This is a genomic window from Streptomyces sp. NPDC025793, assembly GCF_055558375.1.
Map to the genome: position 1 here is coordinate 115,264 of NZ_JBVHMR010000010.1, position 17,108 is coordinate 132,371.

Here is a 17,108-nt window from a genome sequence, read left to right on the forward strand (position 1 = left end):
TCACCCTCTTTAACGTACGGTGTGCCCTGCATGTTCACTGGTGAAACCGCGTGGCCCGGAGGGTTCGTGGAGTGAGATAGCGGCGCCCGGTAGAGTCCGACGGCGTGCACCTCAAGGCCCTGACCCTCCGCGGGTTCAAGTCGTTCGCCTCGGCGACCACACTCCGGTTCGAACCGGGTATCACGTGTGTCGTCGGACCGAACGGCTCGGGCAAGTCCAATGTCGTGGACGCGCTCAGCTGGGTCATGGGCGAACAGGGCGCCAAGTCGCTGCGCGGCGGCAAGATGGAGGACGTCATCTTCGCCGGCACCACCGGCCGCCCCCCGCTGGGCCGCGCCGAGGTGTCCCTGACCATCGACAACTCCGACGGTGCGCTGCCCATCGAGTACGCCGAGGTCACCATCACGCGGATCATGTTCCGCAACGGCGGCAGCGAGTACCAGATCAACGGCGACACCTGCCGGCTCCTCGACATCCAGGACCTCCTCTCCGACTCCGGCATCGGCCGCGAGATGCACGTCATCGTCGGCCAGGGCCAGCTCGACTCCGTCCTGCACGCCGACCCCATGGGCCGCCGCGCCTTCATCGAGGAGGCGGCCGGCGTCCTCAAGCACCGCAAGCGCAAGGAGAAGGCCCTGCGCAAGCTGGACGCGATGCAGGCCAACCTCGCGCGCGTGCAGGACCTGACCGACGAGCTGCGCCGCCAGCTCAAGCCCCTCGGCCGGCAGGCCGCGGTGGCGAGAAGGGCGGCCGTCATCCAGGCCGACCTCCGCGACGCCCGCCTGCGGCTGCTCGCCGACGACCTCGTCCGGCTGCGCGAGGCGCTGAAGACCGAGATCGCCGACGAGGCCGCCCTGAAGGAGCGCAAGGAGTCGGCCGAGCAGGAGCTGAGGAAGGCCCTGCAGCGCGAGGCCCTGCTGGAGGACGAGGTACGGCAGCTCACGCCGCGCCTCCAGCGCGCCCAGCAGACCTGGTACGAGCTGTCCCAGCTGGCCGAACGCGTACGGGGCACGATCTCGCTGGCCGACGCGCGCGTGAAGAGCGCGACGTCCGCGCCCCCCGAGGAGCGGCGCGGGCGCGACCCGGAGGACCTGGAGCGCGAGGCCGCCCGCATCCGTGAACAGGAGGCCGAGCTGGAGGCCGCCCTGGACGCGGCCCAGCACGCCCTGGACGACACGGTCGCCCACCGGGCCGAGCTGGAGCGGGAACTGGCCGTCGAGGAGCGCCGGCTGAAGGACGTGGCCCGCGCCATCGCCGACCGCCGCGAGGGTCTGGCCCGCCTCAACGGCCAGGTCAACGCGGCCCGTTCGCGCGCGGCCTCGGCGCAGGCCGAGATCGACCGGCTGGCCGCGGCCCGCGACGAGGCACAGGAACGGGCGGTCACCGCCCAGGAGGAGTACGAGGCGCTCAAGGCCGAGGTGGACGGCCTCGACGCCGACGACGCGGACCTGGCCGAGCGGTATGAGGCTGCCAGACGGCAGCTCGCCGAGGCGGAGTCCGCCCTGGGCGCGGCCCGCGAGGCCCTCACCGCCGCCGAGCGCAGCCGCGCCGCGACCCAGGCCCGCCAGGAGGCCCTGGCCCTCGGCCTGCGGCGGAAGGACGGCACCGGGATACTGCTGGGTGCCCGGGACCGCCTGACGGGCGTACTCGGCCCGGCGGCCGAGCTGTTGACGGTCACCCCCGGCTACGAGATCCCCCTGGCGGCGGCGTTCGGCGCGGCGGCGGACGCCGTCGCCGTGTCGACCCCGGCAGCGGCGGCGGACGCGATCCGCCTCCTGCGCAAGCAGGACGGCGGCCGGGCGGCACTGTTGCTGGCGGGGCCGGCGGAGCCGACCCGAGGGGACGCGCCCCGCAGGGGCGCGGGTAACTGCGCGACGAGCCACGATGAACCCGCACCCGCCGAACTGCCGACCGCGGCACCCCCCGGTGGGCGTTTCGCGGCCGAGCTCGTGCGCGGAGATGCCGACCTGATGCCCGCCGTCCACCGCCTGCTGCAGGGAATCGTGGTCGTCGGCACCCTGGAGGACGCCGAGGACCTGGTCTACGCGCACCCCGAGCTGACCGCCGTCACCACCGAGGGCGACCTGCTCGGCGGCCACTTCGCCCACGGCGGCTCCGCCGGCGCGCCGAGCCTGCTGGAGGTACAGGCCTCCGTGGACGAGGCAGCGGCCGAGCTGGCCGAGCTGGCGGTCCGCTGCGAGGGCCTCGCCGAGGCACAGCACGCGGCGGCCGAGCACCGCGGGCAGGCCGCCGCCCTCGTGGAAGAACTGGGGGAGCGGCGCAGGGCCGCCGACCGGGAGAAGTCGGCCGTCGCCCAGCAGCTCGGCCGGCTCGCCGGGCAGGCGCGCGGCGCCGCCGGGGAGGCCGAGCGGTCCGCCGCTGCCGCCGCCCGCGCGCAGGAGGCGCTGGACAGGGCCGTACAGGAGGCCGAGGAGCTGGCCGAGCGGCTGGCGGTCGCCGAGGAGATGCCGGTCGAGGAGGAGCCGGACACCTCCGTCCGCGATCGGCTCGCCGCCGACGGGGCCAACGCCCGGCAGACCGAGATGGAGGCCCGGCTCCAGGTCCGTACCCACGAGGAGCGGGTCAAGGGGCTCGCCGGGCGGGCCGACTCGCTCGACCGGGCCGCCCGGGCCGAACGCGAGGCACGCGCGCGTGCCGAGCAGCGCCGGGCCCGGCTGCGGCACGAGGCGGCCGTCGCCGACGCCGTCGCCGCCGGCACCCGGCAGCTGCTCGCGCACATCGAGGTCTCCCTCGCCCGCGCCGAGCGGGAGCGCACCGCCGCCGAGGCCGCGAAGGCGCGGCGCGAGCAGGAGCTGACCGCCGCGCGCACCGCCGGCCGCGAACTAAAGTCGGAGCTGGACAAGCTGACGGACTCGGTGCACCGGGGCGAGGTGCTCGGCGCCGAGAAGCGGCTGCGGATCGAGCAGTTGGAGACCAAGGCGCTGGAGGAGCTGGGCGTCGAGCCGGCGGGACTGGTGTCGGAGTACGGGCCGCACCTGCCGGTGCCGCCCTCGCCGCCCGCCGACGGCGAGGTGCTGCCCGAGGACCCCGAGCACCCGCGCAACCAGCCCCGGCCCTTCCACCGGGCCGAGCAGGAGCGTCGGCTCAAGGCCGCGGAGCGGGCGTACCAGCAGCTGGGCAAGGTCAATCCGCTGGCGCTGGAGGAGTTCGCGGCGTTGGAGGAGCGGCACAAGTTCCTCAGCGAGCAGCTGGAGGACCTGAAGAAGACCCGGGCCGACCTGCTTCAGGTGGTGAAGGAGGTCGACGAGCGCGTCGAGCAGGTCTTCACCGAGGCGTACCGGGACACCGCCCGCGAGTTCGAGGGCGTCTTCAGCCGGCTCTTCCCGGGGGGCGAGGGGCGGCTGATCCTGACCGACCCCGACAACATGCTCACCACCGGTGTGGACGTCGAGGCCCGCCCGCCGGGCAAGAAGGTCAAGCGGCTCTCCCTGCTGTCGGGCGGCGAGCGGTCGCTGACGGCCGTCGCGCTGCTGGTGTCGATCTTCAAGGCCCGGCCGAGCCCCTTCTACGTCATGGACGAGGTCGAGGCCGCGCTCGACGACACCAACCTCCAGCGGCTGATCCGGATCATGCAGGAGCTGCAGGAGGCCTCGCAGCTGATCGTGATCACGCATCAGAAGCGCACGATGGAGGTCGCCGACGCGCTGTACGGCGTCTCCATGCAGGGCGACGGAGTGTCCAAGGTCATCTCTCAGCGGCTTCGTTGACCCTCTTCAAGATCAACTAACTCTGTGTTCAATAAATGAACGCGAGATGATCGGGCATATCTCAAAACTCACAGCCGTTGAACTATTGACTTCGAAACTTGAAGGCATAGTCTCTGCAACGTTGCTTTTACCTTCAGGTGTCGCCACCTGAGAGGGCTCGCCCCCCCACCCCGGCAGCGTTGCCGTGGCCCGAGGAGATACACGTGACCAGCACAGCGCAGGCACCTCAGTCAGGAGCCAGAACGGCTCAACCCGAACATCTCGGGCACGTCATCTTCATCGCGGCGGCTGCCGCCATGGGTGGTTTCCTCTTCGGATACGACAGCTCCGTGATCAACGGCGCCGTCGAGGCCATCCGCAGCCGCTACGACATCGGCTCCGCCGCGCTCGCCCAGGTCATCGCGATCGCCCTGATCGGCTGTGCCATCGGCGCCGCGTACGCCGGCCGCATAGCCGACCGGATCGGCCGTATCCGGGTCATGCAGATCGCCGCCGTACTGTTCACGGTGAGCGCCGTCGGTTCGGCGCTGCCCTTCGCACTGTGGGACTTCGCCCTCTGGCGCGTCGTCGGCGGCTTCGCCATCGGCATGGCCTCCGTCATCGGCCCCGCCTACATCGCCGAGGTCGCCCCGCCCGCCTACCGCGGCCGGCTCGGCTCCTTCCAGCAGGCGGCGATCGTCATCGGCATCGCCATCTCGCAGCTGGTCAACTGGGGCCTGCTGAACGCCGCCGGCGGCAACCAGCGCGGCCGCCTGATGGGCCTGGAGGCCTGGCAGGTCATGCTCGGCGTCATGGTCGTCCCGGCCGTCCTGTACGGCCTGCTCTCCTTCGCGATCCCCGAGTCCCCGCGCTTCCTGCTCTCCGTCGGCAAGCGTGAGCGCGCCAAGGAGATCCTCGCCGAGGTCGAGGGCGAGGGCACCGACCTGGACGCCCGTGTCGCCGAGATCGAGCACGCGATGAAGAGCGAGCACAAGTCCACCTTCAAGGACCTGCTCGGCGGCGGCTTCTTCTTCAAGCCGATCGTCTGGATCGGCATCGGCCTGTCGGTCTTCCAGCAGTTCGTCGGCATCAACGTCGCGTTCTACTACTCCTCGACGCTGTGGCAGTCGGTCGGCATCGACCCGGCGGACTCGTTCTTCTACTCCTTCACGACGTCGATCATCAACATCGTCGGCACCGTGATCGCGATGATCTTCGTGGACCGCGTCGGCCGCCGGCCGCTCGCGCTCATCGGCTCGGTCGGCATGGCCGTCGGTCTCGCGCTGGAGGCCTGGGCGTTCTCCGCCCACCTGGTCGACGGCAAGCTTCCCGCCACCCAGGGCTGGGTCGCCCTGATCGCCGCCCACCTGTTCGTCCTCTTCTTCGCGCTGTCCTGGGGCGTGGTCGTCTGGGTCATGCTCGGCGAGATGTTCCCGAACAAGATCCGCGCCGCCGCCCTGGGCGTCGCCGCCTCCGCGCAGTGGATCGCCAACTGGGCCATCACCGCGAGCTTCCCGTCGCTGGCCGACTGGAACCTGGCCGGCACCTATGTGATCTACGCGGTCTTCGCGGCGCTCTCCATCCCGTTCGTCCTGAAGTTCGTCAAGGAGACGAAGGGCAAGTCGCTGGAGGAGATGGGCTGATCCTCCCGGATCGCCTCCCGAGACCGAGGAGTAGGGGCCAAGTCCCCGCTGCCCCTCTCCTCGTACCATCCGCCGCCCCCGCTCCGGCCACTGCCTGGAGCGGGGGCGGCGGTGTCGTTTGGATCACCCCGGCGTCGCGGGGTCTGGCACGCGCTTCCCCAGAGGGGGTACCCCCAGCGGCGTTGTCGTCGGTCGCCGACTTCCCCGCGCTCGGCTTCGCTCGGGCGGGAGGGGCCTCCATCGCGTCGGCTCCCTCCTCCGCCGTGCAGCCGCACGCACCGGACGCCGCGCGGCCCGCCCTTCGGGCGGACGACGGGAATGTGACGACCGACAGGCCCTAGGCTCCGAGCGCGGGCAGCACCCGTTCCGCGAACAGGGTGAGGCTGCGCCACCCCTCCTCCACCGGCATCCCGCCCGCCAGCGGATGCAGGACCAGGTTGTCCAGCCCCTGCGCCACGCACTGCTCCGGCGTGAGGATCCGGTACACGCCCTCCGCGCGCAGCTCCGCCACCGTCGTGGCCGCCGACTTCACCGCCGAGCGGATCTGCCCCGACTGCCAGGAGGCGTACGTGCGCGCCTCGTGCAGGAAGTGCTCGCCGTACACGGTCCAGGCCCGGTCCGGGTCCTCGGCGACGTGCAGCAGCGGTGTCTGCGGCGCGGGCATCATGACCCAGCCCTCGGTGCCGTACTCGGTGAGCCGCTCCTTGTAGTACGCCTCCAGCTCGGGCAGATGCGCGCTCGGGAAGAACGGCAGGCCGAGCCGGGCGGCCCGGCGGGCGGCGGCCTTCGAGGAGCCGCCGACCAGCAGCAGCGGGTGCGGCGCGGTGAACGGGCGCGGGGTGAGGCGTACGGTGCGGCCCCGGTAGGTGAACTCCTCGCCGGACCACGCCGCCAGCAGCGTCTCCAGCAGCTCGTCCTGGATCCGGCCCCGGCGCTTCCAGTCCACGTCGAACAGGGCGTACTCCTCGGGGCGGTAGCCGATGCCGGCCACCGTCACGAGCCGCCCGCCGCTGAGCAGGTCCAGTACGGCGATCTCCTCGGCCAGCCGCAGCGGATCGTGCAGCGGGCCGATCACCGCCGACACCGTCACGGCGATGTTCCGGGTCGCCCCGAACACCGCGCCGGCGAAGGCGAACGGCGACGGCAGCCAGTTGTTCTCGGCGCCGTGGTGCTCCTCGGTCTGCACGGTGCTGATCCCGTGCCCGTCGGCGTACGCGGCCATCTCCAGGGCGGCCCGGTAGCGGGCGGAGAGGGCGGCGGGCGTGGCCCCCGGGGCGACGAGGTTGAAACGGACGACCGTGACGGGCATGGCAGGTCCCCCTCCGGTACGGCTCGGTGGAGGGGGACGTTAGCTGACGCAGCGTCAGATGGCCATGGTGGGGCGGGAGGCAGGCTCGCGGGATGACCGACGCCGTACCCACGGACCCGCGGGCGGGGGCCGAGCGGGACCGCGTCGCCCTCTGGCGCGCACCGGACGATCTGCGGTGGCCCGCCCGCCACTGCTGCTGTCCGGACGACGCCGGCCAGGGGGCGAAGGACCGTTGCCCACGCCTGCGATTCCGGGCGAGTGCGGCCCTCCACAGGAGCGGCCGGCCGCACTCAGGTGCTTCAGGCGCCGACGGTCGCGGGCTCCTCGGCCGGCTCGGCGGCCGGGGCCGGCCGCGTCGCCGCCGGCTTCGGCAGGACCAGGTACAGCAGGCCGGAGATCACGATCGTGGCGACCCAGCCGAGGCCGTACTCGCCGATGACGTTGTTCTTCGCGAGCGGGCCGGTGAACCAGTCCGACGTCGTGAACATCAGGCCCGAGACCAGGCCGATCGCCCAGGCGGCCACGGCCGCGGGGGAGAAGCCGCCCTTGTACCAGTAGGCGCTGGTGCGGGTGGTGTCGGCCATCGCCGCGCCGTCGTACTCGGTGCGGCGCAGCATGTCCGCCCCGAACACGCCGACCCACGCGGAGAAGGCGACCGCCAGCAGGGAGAGGAAGGCGATGAACGAGCCCATGAAGCTCGTCGCCACCAGCATCAGCACGCCGCCGAAGACCAGCGAGATCACGGCGTTGACGGAGACCGCCCAGTGACGCGGCACCTTGAAGCCGAGGGTCTGCGCGGTGAAGCCCGCCGAGTACATCGACATCGAGTTGATCAGCAGCATGCCGATCAGCGAGATGCACAGGTACGGCACCGCGATCCAGGTCGGCAGGATCTCGCCGAGGAAGGACACCGGATCGGTCGCCGAGGCCAGGTCCGGCGTGGAGACCGCCATCACCGCGCCCATCAGGACCATGGGGAGCACCACGACACCGGCGCCGCCCACCGCCGTGCCGACGATCGCCTTGGAGGACGCCGTGCGCGGCAGGTAGCGGGTGAAGTCCGGCGCGGTCGGGATCCAGCTGACACCGCCGGCCGCGATCATGCCGACACCGGTGATCACCGCGGCCGTCGAACCACCGCCGTGGTGCATGACCTTCGACCAGTCGGTGTTCGCCACCAGGTAGGCGAGGACGAGCACCGAGAAGACGCCGAAGAGGTACGTCGCGTACTTGTTGCACTTCTGCACGGCGTTGATGCCGAGCCCGGAGATCGCGAACGTCGCCACGACGAACGCCAGCAGCGTCACCATGTCCAGCACGCTGTTCGCCTTCAGGCCGCACACGATGTCCAGGATGGTGAGCATCGCGTAGGCGCCGGTGACCGCGTTGATCGTCTCCCAGCCCCAGCGCGCGACCCAGATCAGCGACCCGGGCAGCAGATTGCCGCGCTGGCCGAAGACCGCCCGCGACAGCGCCATGCCTGGCGCGCCGCCCCGCTTGCCCGCGATGCCGATCAGCCCGACGAGGCCGTACGACACGACCGGCGCGGCCGCCGCGACCACGAGCGCCTGCCAGATGTTCAGGTGGTACGCCACGACGAGGCTCGCGCCCATCGTCAGCAGCAGCACGCTGATGTTGGCGCCGACCCAGGTCGGGAACAGCTCGCGGGTCTTCGCGGTGCGCTCGTGATCCGGGACCTGCTCGATCCCTCGGGTCTCGAGAGCGCCTTCGGTCTCGACGGTTTTGCTCATGAAAAACGGGCCTGCCGTGGGGGGACGGGGGACGCTCGGACTCTACGCGCGTCGACAGAGTCGCCACCATCGTACTTTGCTCCGACTCCTCGCCGTACGTGGCCTTTGTCTCTCAGAGGAAGCCACAAACCGGCTCCCGTGGTCACCCATGACTGATACTGGACGGGTTATGGAAACCGTCATCCTTGCTGTAGTCATCGCCGTGGTCGTGATCGGCGCGCTCGGCGGGCTGATCGTGGGCACCCGGCGCCGGAAGCCGCTGCCCCCGCCACCCCCGAAGACGCCCGACATCACCGCACCCCCGGCCGAGCCGCACGTCGGCGACGAGGCCGAGACACCGCGCGACGAACCGCGCCGGACGATCGAGGAGGTGGATCTCCCCGGCGGCCCCGCACCGGTCGCCGTGGAAGAGCCTCCCGCCGCCGAGCCCACTCTCGAAGAGGCTCCGGAGATCGAGATCCCGGAGCCCACCGCAGGCCGGCTGGTCCGCCTGCGCGCCCGCCTGTCGCGCTCCCAGAACGCCCTCGGCAAGGGGCTGCTCACGCTCCTGTCGCGCGAGCACCTCGACGACGACACCTGGGAGGAGATCGAGGACACGCTGCTCACCGCCGACGTCGGCGTGCAGCCCACCCAGGAGCTGGTCGAGGGCCTGCGCGAGCGCGTCAAGGTGCTCGGCACCCGCACCCCCGAGGAGCTGCGCGGCCTGCTGCGCGAGGAGCTGCTCAAGCTGGTCGGCACCGACGTCGACCGCACGGTGAGGACCGAGCCCGAGGACCGCAAGCCCGGCATCGTGATGGTCGTCGGCGTCAACGGCACCGGCAAGACCACCACCACCGGCAAGCTCGCGCGCGTGCTCGTCGCCGACGGCCGCACCGTCGTGCTCGGCGCCGCCGACACCTTCCGCGCCGCCGCCGCCGACCAGCTCCAGACCTGGGGCGAGCGGGTCGGCGCCCACACCGTGCGCGGCCCCGAGGCCGGCGACCCGGCGTCCGTGGCCTTCGACGCGGTCAAGGAGGGCAAGGAGATGGGGGTCGACGTCGTCCTCATCGACACCGCCGGCCGCCTGCACACCAAGACCGGCCTCATGGACGAGCTGGGCAAGGTCAAGCGGGTCGTGGAGAAGCACGCGCCGCTGGACGAGGTGCTGCTCGTACTCGACGCCACCACCGGCCAGAACGGCCTGGTCCAGGCCCGCGTGTTCGCCGAGGTCGTGGACATCACCGGCATCGTGCTGACCAAGCTCGACGGCACCGCCAAGGGCGGCATCGTCGTCGCGGTCCAGCGCGAGCTGGGCGTGCCGGTCAAGCTCGTCGGCCTCGGCGAGGGCGCGGACGACCTGGCCCCGTTCGAGCCGGAGGCGTTCGTGGACGCGCTGATCGGCGAGTAACTCCCTGTGGATCAGCCTTCACCCATGGACCGCAGCCAATGATTGAGGAACCACGACGGCGATCAACCACGTCCGCGAGAGCGGCGCCGGTTCAGGCGCAAAGATAAGGAAGTGCCCGGCCCCAAGGTGCAGTTGGGGACGGGCACTTCGCCTTTGCGCGCGGGGGAGCCGTCAGGCCCGCGCCCGCGACCGGTGCGCCACATAGGCCAGCGTGCCCAGCACCAGCCGGGCCGCCGGAGGTGCCGTCGCCGAGTCCAGCGCCGGCGGGCGCAGCCAGCGCACCGGGCCCAGACCGCCCCGGTCGGAGGGCGGCGCCGTGACGTACGCGCCGGGGCCGAGGCCGCTCAGGTCCAGGGCGGAGGGGTCGTCCCAGCCCAGGCGGTAGAGCAGCCGGGGCAGTTCGGCGGCGGAGCCGGGCGCGACGAAGAAGTGCGCGCGGCCGTCCGGGGTCGCGGCCACCGGACCGAGGGGGAGCCCCATCCGCTCCAGTCGGACCAGGGCGCGCCGGCCGGCCGCCTCGGAGACCTCGACGACGTCGAACGCCTGGCCCACCGGCAGCATCACCGCGGCGCCAGGGAACTCCGACCAGGCCTTGCTCACCTCGTCCAGCGTCGCCCCGGCCGGCACCTGGGGCGCGAAGTCCAGCGGATGGGCCCCCGGCGCCGGGCAGTCGGCGCGCCCGCAGGAACAGGCGCCCGCCGCGGCCCGCGCGCCCGGCACCACGTCCCAGCCCCACAGTCCGGTGAACTCGGCGACGGCCGTGCACTCCGAGGACCGGCCGCGCCGACGCGCGCCGGAGCGGATCTCGCGGATGCCGCCGATCGTGAAGCCCATGCCCCCTCCAACGGGTCCAGCGCGCCGGTGGTTACGACACGGAACGGGACGAAAGCGGAACGTAACGCTACGGCTCCGCCTTCCCGCACCGGCCGTCGATCAAGCGCGGGGTCAAGGCAGCGCCTGGAAGCGCTTGAGGTGGCGCACCGGGTGGCACGCGCCCCCGGGTGCATCACTCCGCCCAGTTCCGGCCGTCCTATGTCAAGTGAATCGCGTCCCGGGGAACGTGAGTTCATTCGAAGGGGTGGCGAATGGTGGCGTTTCCCGGATCGCCATGGCTGGACGGGTGATCGTAGGATTACTGTGAGTGTGCGAGTCCTCGGGGTATATGCATCCGTGGGTATGCCGGAGGCGAGTCGTCATCCCGTTCGAAGGGTGAGAACCGGCGGACAGGAGGCCGTATTTACCGGCATTCTGATAGGGCTTGGCGTACGCGGCGACAAGTGGTCTCAGGAATGGGGGCGTTCCAGTGAGCGGCAACGGCGGTAGCGGGACGAACGCTGACAAGCGCCCCAATGAGCTGCTCGGCTCGTGGTTCGTGCGCAGCGGCTGGTCCAAGGGCGAGCTGGCCCGCCAAGTGAACCGCCGGGCACGCCAGTTGGGCGCCAACCACATCTCCACCGACACCTCGCGCGTACGGCGCTGGCTGGACGGTGAGAACCCCCGCGAACCGATCCCGCGCATCCTCTCGGAGCTGTTCTCGGAGCGCTTCGGCTGCGTGGTCTCCATCGAGGACCTCGGCCTGCGCGCCGCCCGCCAGTCACCCTCCGCGACCGGCGTCGACCTGCCCTGGACCGGACCGCAGACCGTCGCCCTGCTCAGCGAGTTCTCGCGCAGCGACCTGATGCTCGCCCGGCGCGGCTTCCTCGGCACCTCCCTCGCCCTGTCCGCCGGTCCCTCCCTCATCGAGCCGATGCAGCGCTGGCTCGTGCCGAGCCCGGCCTCCCCGGGCCGCCCCGAGCCCCGGCCCGCCCTCGACCCGCGCCGCCCCGGCCGTCTGTCCCGGCCCGAGCTGGACCTGCTGGAGTCCACCACCAGGATGTTCCGCCAGTGGGACGCCCAGTGCGGCGGCGGCCTGCGCCGCAAGGCGGTCGTCGGACAGCTGCACGAGGTCACCGACCTGCTCCAGGAACCCCAGCCCGAGGCCACCACCCGCACCCTGTTCAAGGTCGCCGCCGAACTGGCCGAGCTGGCGGGCTGGATGTCGTACGACGTCGGCCTCCAGCCCACCGCGCAGAAGTACTTCGTGCTCGCCCTGCACGCCGCCAAGGAAGCCGGTGACAAGCCGCTCGGCTCCTACATCCTCTCCAGCATGAGCCGCCAGATGATCCACCTGGGCCGGCCCGACGACGCCCTGGAGCTGATCCACCTCGCTCAGTACGGCAGCCGCGACTGCGCGAGCCCGCGCACCCAGTCGATGCTGTATGCGATGGAGGCCCGCGCGTACGCGAACATGGGCCAGCCCGGCAAGACCAAGCGGGCGGTCCGCATGGCCGAGGACACCTTCGCCGAGGCCGACGAGTGGGACGAGCCGGACCCCGACTGGATCCGCTTCTTCTCCGAGGCCGAGCTGTACGGCGAGAACTCCCACTCCTACCGCGACCTCGCCTACGTCGCCGGCCGCAGCCCCACCTACGCCTCCCTCGCCGAGCCGCTCATGCGGCGGGCGGTGGAGCTGTTCGCCAAGGACCCGGAGCACCAGCGGTCGTATGCGCTGAACCTGATCGGCAAGGCCACCGTGCACCTGCTCCAGCGCGAGCCCGAGCGGGGCACGGAATACGCCTCCCGGGCCATGGAGATCGCCAAGAAGGTCCGCTCCGAGCGCGTGAACACTCGTATCCGAAAGACGGTCGACACCGCCGCGCGGGACTACGGCGACCTCGCCGTCGTCGTCGGCCTCACCGACCAGCTCGCCGTGGACCTTCCCGAGACCGCCGAGGCCGTCTGACCGACCCCGGCGCCAAGCCCCGGCCGCGGCCGGGCCTCCCGAACCGCTCGACTCGGCTCCCCCATGCCAGGTCATCGAGAGGCCCGCCGCGGCCGGCCCGTCTCCCTCCCGGAGATCCGGCCGTTCATCCACGCGTAACACGCACGGCGTCTTCGTCACCCCGGCGAAACAACGAGGGGCCTCCACCGAAACCGCGCTGCGTCAATCTCATGGCGCATAACCGGCCCACCCCTCACCCGACCGGACCGCCCAGGCCCGGTACCGCCCGCACGGGGCCGTTGAAACCGACGAGGAGACGCCGATGGCCCCAGCCATCACGCTTGCCGCGGAGGCACCCAAGCTGTCGTCCGCGAACACAGGCTTCATGCTCATTGCTTCCGCCCTGGTGCTGATCATGACCCCGGGCCTGGCCTTCTTCTACGGAGGCATGGTCCGGGTCAAGAGCACCCTCAACATGCTGATGATGAGCTTCATCGCCATGGGGATCATCACCATCCTCTGGACGCTCTACGGCTTCTCCCTCGCCTTCGGCACGCACAACGGCTTCATCGGCTGGAACGCGAACTGGTTCGGGCTCAGCCACATCGGCCTGACGGAGCTCTGGCCCGGGTACACCATCCCGGTCTTCGTCTTCATGGTCTTCCAGATGATGTTCGCCATCATCACCCCGGCCCTGATCAGCGGCGCCCTCGCCGACCGCGTGAAGTTCTCGGCCTGGTGCCTGTTCATCACCCTGTGGGCCACGATCGTCTACGTTCCGGTCGCCCACTGGGTCTGGGGCGCCGACGGCTGGGCCTTCAAGCTCGGCGTGATCGACTTCGCGGGCGGTACGGCGGTCCACATCAACGCGGGTGCGGCGGCGCTCGGTGTCATCCTCGTCATCGGCAAGCGCGTCGGCTTCAAGAAGGACCCGATGCGCCCGCACAGCCTCCCGCTGGTCATGCTCGGCGCGGGTCTGCTGTGGTTCGGCTGGTTCGGCTTCAACGCGGGCTCCTGGCTCGGCAACGACGACGGCGTCGGCGCGCTGATGTTCGTCAACACGCAGGTCGCCACCGGTGCCGCCATGCTGGCCTGGCTCGCCTACGAGAAGATCCGCCACGGCGCGTTCACCACCCTCGGTGCCGCCTCCGGCGCGGTCGCCGGTCTGGTCGCGATCACCCCGTCCGGCGGCGCGGTCTCCCCGCTCGGCGCGATCGCCGTCGGCGCCATCGCCGGTGTCGCCTGCGCCGCGGCCGTCGGCCTGAAGTTCAAGTTCGGCTACGACGACTCCCTCGACGTCGTCGGCGTCCACATGGTCGGCGGCATCCTCGGCTCCCTGCTGATCGGCTTCTTCGCCACCGGAAAGGGCCAGTCCACCGCGACCGGCGTCTTCTACGGCGACCACTCCTTCACCCAGCTGTGGAAGCAGTGCGCCGGTGTCGGCGCGGTCCTCGCCTACTCCCTGGTCGTCTCCGCGGTCCTCGCCTTCCTCCTCGACAAGACCATCGGCATGCGGGTCACCGAGGATGAGGAGATCTCCGGCATCGACCAGGCCGAGCACGCCGAGAGCGCCTACGACTTCAGCGGCACCGGCGGCGGTGTCATCGGCTCCGCCGCGCACTCCTCGGCCCTGGCCGCCGCGACGCAGACCAAGAAGGTGGACGCATGAAGCTCATCACCGCCGTCGTCAAGCCGCACCGGCTGGACGAGATCAAGGAGGCCCTTCAGGCGTTCGGCGTCCACGGACTGACGGTCACCGAGGCCAGCGGTTACGGTCGGCAGCGGGGCCACACCGAGGTCTACCGGGGTGCCGAGTACACCGTCGACCTGGTCCCGAAGATCCGCGTCGAGGTGCTGGCCGAGGACGACGACGCCGAGCAGCTGATCGAGGTCATCGTGAAGGCGGCCCGCACCGGAAAGATCGGTGACGGCAAGGTCTGGGCCGTGCCGGTCGACACGGCCGTACGGGTCCGCACCGGCGAGCGCGGCCCCGACGCGCTCTGACCAGCATCTCTGAGAACGGGAGTCGCCGGGTGACGGGAACGGACGAGCGCATGGCAGCAGAGGACTCGGGACCCGGCGGCTACGCGGCGGCCCGGCTGCGCCTCCTCACCGAGGGGGCGCGGTCCGGGCCGCCGCGCCGTGCCGCCCTCGCGGAGCTGACCGACGACTGGCTCGGCGGACTGTTCGGCGCGGCGGCCAAGGGGCTCACAGGGATCTCGCTGGTCGCCGTCGGCGGTTACGGCCGCGGCGAGCTGTCCCCGCGCAGCGACCTGGACCTGCTCCTGCTGCACGACGGCGGTGACACCAAGGAGGTCGCCGCGCTGGCCGACCGCCTCTGGTACCCGATCTGGGACCTCGGCCTCGCCCTCGACCACTCGGTGCGCACCCCGGCGGAGGCCCGCAGGACCGCCGGGGACGACCTGAAGGTCCACCTCGGTCTCCTGGACGCCCGCCACCTGGCCGGCGACGCCGGCCTCACCGCCGGCCTGCGCACGGCCGTCCTCACCGACTGGCGCAACCAGGCCCCCAAGCGGCTGCCCGAACTCCAGGAACTGTGCACCGAGCGCGCCGAGCGGCAGGGCGAGCTGCAGTACCTGCTGGAACCCGACCTCAAGGAGGCGCGCGGCGGCCTGCGCGACGCCACCGCCCTGCGCGCCGTCGCCGCCTCCTGGCTCGCCGACGCCCCGCGCGAGGGCCTCGCCGACGCATGCCGGCGCCTCCTCGACGTCCGTGACGCCCTGCACCTGGCGACGGGCCGCGCCACCGACCGGCTGTCCCTCCAGGAGCAGGACCAGGTGGCGGCCGAGCTGGGCCTGCTGGACGCGGACACCCTGCTGCGGCAGGTGTACGAGGCCGCGCGCGTGATCGCGTACGCCAGTGACGTCACCTGGCGTGAGGTGGGGCGCGTGCTGCGTTCGCGCGCCGTGCGGCCGCGCCTGCGCGCCATGCTGGGCGGCAACAAGCCGGTCACCGAGCGTTCCCCGCTCGCCGAGGGCGTGGTGGAGCAGGACGGCGAGGTGGTGCTCGCCCGCGCCGCGCGCCCCGAGCGCGACCCCGTGCTGCCGCTGCGCGCCGCGGCCGCCGCCGCGCAGGCCGGCCTCCCGCTCTCCCTGCACGCCGTCCGGCGGATGGCGGCGACCACGCGCCCCCTGCCCACACCGTGGCCCGCCGAGGCCCGGGAGCAGCTGGTCACGCTGCTCGGCTCCGGCCGCCCGACTGTCGAGGTCTGGGAGGCGCTGGAGGCGGAGGGCCTGGTCAGCCGCCTGCTGCCGGACTGGGAGCGGGTCCGCTGCCGCCCTCAGCGCAATGCCGTCCACCTCTGGACCGTCGACCGGCACCTCATCGAGACGGCCGTCCGCGCCTCCGCGCTCACCCGCCGCGTCAGCCGCCCCGACCTGCTCCTGGTCGCCGCCCTGCTGCACGACATCGGCAAGGGCTGGCCCGGCGACCACTCGGTGGCCGGCGAGATCATCGCCAAGGACGTGGCCGTCCGGATCGGCTTCGACCGCGCGGACGTGGCGGTGCTGTCCTCGCTGGTCCGCCACCACCTCCTGCTGATCGAGACGGCCACGCGCCGCGACCTGGACGACCCGGCCACGGTCCGCTCGGTCGCCGAGGCGGTCGGCACCCAGAGCACCCTGGAGCTGCTGCACGCGCTGACGGAGGCCGACGCCCTCGCCACCGGCCCGGCCGCCTGGTCCTCCTGGCGCGGCTCCCTCGTCGCCGACCTCGTCCGTCGCGTCTGCGCCGTCCTCGCCGGGGACACCCCGGACGAGCCCGAGCCGACCGCCGCGCCCACCGCCGAACAGGAGCGGCTGGCGATCGAGGCGTTCCGCACGGGCGGCCCGGTCCTCGCCCTGCGCGCCCAGACGGAACCGGCTACCGGGGAGGAGTCCGTCCAGGAACCCCTCGGCGTCGAGCTGCTCATCGCCGTACCCGACCAGCCCGCCGTGCTCCCCGCCGTCGCCGGGGTCCTCGCCGTGCACCGGCTGACCGTCCGCACCGCCGAGCTGCGCGCCCTGAGCCTGCCCGACGACGTCGACGACGGCTCGGTCCTGCTGCTCAACTGGCGGGTCGCCGCCGAGTACGGCTCCCTGCCCCAGGCCGCCCGGCTGCGCGCCGATCTCGTGCGCGCCCTCGACGGCTCGCTGGACATCGTCGGCCGCCTCGCCGAGCGGGACGCGGCCTACCCCCGCAGGCGCGGCTGGACCGCCCCGCCGCCCCGCGTCACGGTGGCTCCGGCCGCCTCGCACCACGCCACGGTGATCGAGGTCCGCGCCCAGGACGCCCCCGGCCTGCTGCACCGCATCGGCATGGCCCTGGAGAAGGCGGCCGTACGGGTACGCAGCATGCACGTCAGCACGCTGGGCTCCAACGCCGTCGACGCCTTCTACGTCACGACGGGCACGGGCGCACAGCTCCCGGCGCAGGACGCGGCATCGCTGGCGCGGGTGCTGGAGGAGACGCTGCGCGGATGAGCCGGGGGACGACCTGCCCCGGTACTTTCGACGCCGGGATACCCTGGAGGGCGATTCCCATCAAGACCG

General features: G+C 72.0%; 10 protein-coding genes. 7 read left to right on the top strand and 3 right to left on the bottom strand.

Features of this window, described 5'->3' with window-relative positions; translation table 11 throughout:
• The first annotated feature begins 104 nt into the window (after positions 1-104).
• Together smc and ACZ4MF_RS20755 are read left to right on the top strand one after the other, a co-directional pair.
• Positions 105-3,728, top strand: a complete 3,624-nt coding sequence (smc, locus tag ACZ4MF_RS20750) for a chromosome segregation protein SMC (protein WP_467493415.1) — start codon at positions 105-107, stop codon at positions 3,726-3,728.
• Positions 3,729-3,931: 203 nt separating this feature from the next.
• The gene (locus ACZ4MF_RS20755) at positions 3,932-5,350 is read left to right on the top strand and encodes a sugar porter family MFS transporter (RefSeq protein WP_467493416.1); all 1,419 of its coding nucleotides are present in this window, start codon (positions 3,932-3,934) and stop codon (positions 5,348-5,350) included.
• A 337-nt stretch (positions 5,351-5,687) separates the two neighbouring features.
• Here the strand turns inward: ACZ4MF_RS20755 and ACZ4MF_RS20760 are convergent, their stop codons facing one another.
• Complete coding sequence (locus tag ACZ4MF_RS20760) at positions 5,688-6,659, bottom strand: LLM class flavin-dependent oxidoreductase (RefSeq protein ID WP_467493417.1); 972 nt, start codon at positions 6,657-6,659, stop codon at positions 5,688-5,690.
• Positions 6,660-6,958: 299 nt separating this feature from the next.
• Entirely contained in the window at positions 6,959-8,410 is a 1,452-nt protein-coding gene (locus ACZ4MF_RS20765) for a cytosine permease (protein WP_467493418.1), read from the bottom strand.
• Between the two features lie 169 nt (positions 8,411-8,579).
• Between ACZ4MF_RS20765 and ftsY the strand changes: the two genes are divergently transcribed.
• Positions 8,580-9,797 (top strand): signal recognition particle-docking protein FtsY, encoded by a 1,218-nt coding sequence (ftsY, locus tag ACZ4MF_RS20770; RefSeq protein ID WP_356024572.1) that lies wholly within the window; start codon positions 8,580-8,582, stop codon positions 9,795-9,797.
• A 171-nt stretch (positions 9,798-9,968) separates the two neighbouring features.
• Here ftsY and ACZ4MF_RS20775 read toward each other — a convergent pair whose 3' ends face one another.
• Positions 9,969-10,631, bottom strand: a complete 663-nt coding sequence (locus ACZ4MF_RS20775) for a bifunctional DNA primase/polymerase (protein WP_356024570.1) — start codon at positions 10,629-10,631, stop codon at positions 9,969-9,971.
• Positions 10,632-11,100: 469 nt separating this feature from the next.
• Between ACZ4MF_RS20775 and nsdA the strand changes: the two genes are divergently transcribed.
• From nsdA to ACZ4MF_RS20795, 4 genes are all read left to right on the top strand, one after another.
• Positions 11,101-12,579, top strand: coding sequence for a transcriptional repressor NsdA (nsdA, locus tag ACZ4MF_RS20780; RefSeq protein ID WP_467493419.1), 1,479 nt, complete (start codon positions 11,101-11,103; stop codon positions 12,577-12,579).
• 301 nt (positions 12,580-12,880) lie between these two features.
• Positions 12,881-14,227, top strand: a complete 1,347-nt coding sequence (locus ACZ4MF_RS20785; RefSeq protein ID WP_467493420.1) for an ammonium transporter — start codon at positions 12,881-12,883, stop codon at positions 14,225-14,227.
• Complete coding sequence (locus tag ACZ4MF_RS20790) at positions 14,224-14,562, top strand: P-II family nitrogen regulator (protein ID WP_467493421.1); 339 nt, start codon at positions 14,224-14,226, stop codon at positions 14,560-14,562. The genes ACZ4MF_RS20785 and ACZ4MF_RS20790 overlap by 4 nt, the downstream gene beginning before the upstream one ends.
• Before the next feature lie 29 nt (positions 14,563-14,591).
• Positions 14,592-17,039 carry a [protein-PII] uridylyltransferase gene (locus ACZ4MF_RS20795; RefSeq protein WP_467493422.1) on the top strand — a complete coding sequence of 816 codons (2,448 nt, stop codon included), beginning with the start codon at positions 14,592-14,594 and terminating at the stop codon, positions 17,037-17,039.
• The last annotated feature ends 69 nt before the right edge of the window (positions 17,040-17,108 follow it).